General features: G+C 70.9%; 3 protein-coding genes. All 3 read right to left on the reverse strand.

Features of this window, described 5'->3' with window-relative positions; translation table 11 throughout:
• Positions 1 to 658, reverse strand: a 658-nt coding sequence (locus tag ACZ7JZ_RS35980; RefSeq protein ID WP_470947375.1) for an adenosylhomocysteinase, incomplete at its 3' end; no start/stop codon positions are given.
• A gap of 4 nt (positions 659 to 662) precedes the next feature.
• The gene (metF, locus tag ACZ7JZ_RS35985; RefSeq protein WP_470947377.1) at positions 663 to 1,604 is read right to left on the reverse strand and encodes a methylenetetrahydrofolate reductase [NAD(P)H]; all 942 of its coding nucleotides are present in this window, start codon (positions 1,602 to 1,604) and stop codon (positions 663 to 665) included.
• A gap of 17 nt (positions 1,605 to 1,621) precedes the next feature.
• The coding region (locus ACZ7JZ_RS35990) for a vitamin B12 dependent-methionine synthase activation domain-containing protein (RefSeq protein ID WP_470947380.1) at positions 1,622 to 2,236 on the reverse strand (615 nt) is incomplete at its 5' end.

Raw genomic sequence — 2,236 nt, forward strand, 5'->3', positions numbered from 1 at the left:
TCACGTTGATCGCCGGGAACAGCAGGGTCCCCGACTGGAACATCTCGTACAGGCGGTGGACGCCCGTGGTGGTCTCCTCGGTGACGCCGCGGATCCCCGAGACCAGCTTGCCCCAGTCGAGGGTGCTGTTCGCGAGCAGCCGCAGGACGACGGCCATCTCCTCGTTCTCGGCGGTCGACGGGTCCGGCACGGCCCCGGCCTTCTGGTACTCGACGCCCTTGTGGACCAGGACGGTGGCGTCGCCGCCGTCGTCCAGGATCATGTTGGGGCCGTCGGCGCCCGGCCAGGTCAGCGCCTGCTCGGTGCACCACCAGTACTCCTCCAGGGTCTCGCCCTTCCAGGCGAAGACCGGGATGCCCGCGGCGGCTATCGCGGCGGCGGCGTGGTCCTGGGTGGAGTAGATGTTGCAGGAGACCCAGCGGACCTCGGCGCCCAGGGCGACGAGGGTCTCGATGAGCACGGCGGTCTGCACGGTCATGTGCAGCGAGCCGGTGATCCGCGCCCCGGCCAGCGGCTGGGCGGCGGCGTACTCCTTGCGGATCGACATCAGACCGGGCATCTCGTGCTCGGCGAGGGTGATCTCCTTGCGGCCGAACTCCGCGAGGGAGAGGTCCGCGACCTTGAAGTCGGTGAAGTCGGCGGAAGCCTTGCTGGGCATGGTGCTACTCCGGGGTGTCGGTGTTGAGGTTCTGGTGGATCTCAAGGGTCGCGGTGGACCGGTTGAGGGTGATGTAGTGCAGCCCGGGGGCGCCCTCGGCGAGCAGTCGCTCGGCCATGGCCGTGGCGTACTCGACCCCGATGGCGTGCGCGTCCTCCGGCTTGTCCCGGGCCTCCTCCAGCCGGCGGGCCAGGGCCTCGGGGAAGCGGGCGTCGCTCAGCTCGGCGAAGCGCTTGATCTGCCGGACGTCGGTGGCGGGCATGATCTCGGGGATCACGGGGGTCAGACAGCCCACGGAGGCGAGCCGGTCGCGCAGCCGCAGGTAGTCCTCGACCTTGAAGAACATCTGCGTGACCGCGTAGTCGGCACCGGCCCGGCACTTGGCCGCGAAGTGCGCGATGTCCTCGGTCCAGGTCAGCGAGCGCGGGTGGCGCTCGGGGAAGGCCGCGACGCCCACGGTGAAGTCGCCGAGCGACCGGATGAGGCTGACCAGCTCGTGGGCGTGGGTGAAGCCCTCCGGGTGGGGGGTCCACTCGCCCTTGGGATTGCCCGGCGGGTCCCCGCGCAGGGCCAGGACGTCGCGGATCCCGGCGTCCGCGTACTGCCCGATGATGTGCCGGAGTTCGGCCACCGAGTGGCCCACCGCGGTGAGGTGGGCGACGGGCCGCAGGGTGGTCTCGGCCGCGATCCGCTTGGTGACCTCGATGGTGCGGTCCCGCGAGGAGCCGCCCGCCCCGTAGGTGACGGAGACGAAGGAGGGGCCGAAGGCCTCGATCCGGCGGATCGCGTTCCAGAGGGTGCGCTCGCCGGCGTCGGTCTTGGGCGGGAAGAACTCGAACGAGAACGAGGGCTTCCCGGCGGCGAGCAGCTCCCGGATCCCCCGGGCCCTGCCCGGCCGGGGCTGCGAGGGGGCCGGTGCCGGGCGTTCTGTGACGACTGCGGTCATGGGCTCGTTCCTTTCGCTCAGCGGGCGTTGAAGTACTTGGCCTCAGGGTGGTGGATGACGATCGCGTCAGTGGACTGTTCCGGGTGCAGTTGGAACTCCTCTGACAAGTGCACGCCGATCCGCTCCGGCCGCAGCAGCTCCGCGATCTTGGCGCGGTCCTCGAGGTCGGGGCAGGCGCCGTAGCCGAGGGAGAAGCGGGCGCCGCGGTACTTGAGGTCGAACATGTCCTCGACGCGGGCCGGGTCCTCGCCCGCGAAGCCGAGCTCGGCGCGCACGCGGGCGTGCCAGTACTCGGCCAGGGCCTCGGCCAGCTGCACGGACAGCCCGTGGAGCTCCATGTACTCGCGGTAGGCGTCCGCGGCGAAGAGGCGGGCCGTCTCCTCCCCGATCCTCGACCCGACGGTCACGACCTGGAGGCCGACCACGTCGGTCTCGCCGGACTCCTCCGGGCGGAAGAAGTCGGCCAGGCACAGCCGCCGCCCGCGCCGCTGCCGCGGGAACGTGAACCGCACCCGCTCCGAACCGGTGGTCTCGTCCAGCAGGATCAGGTCGTCGCCCTTGGAGACGCAGGGGAAGTAGCCGTAGACGACGGCGGCTTCGAGGAGGTTGTCGGTGTGGAGCCGGTCGAGGAG

This window comes from Streptomyces sp. NPDC038213 (genome assembly GCF_055600495.1).

What these genes read in the sequence shown, in the direction of transcription:
- metF (WP_470947377.1), bottom strand. Translation starts at nt 1,604, where the DNA reads ATGACCGCAGTCGTCACAGAACGCCCGGCACCGGCCCCCTCGCAGCCC.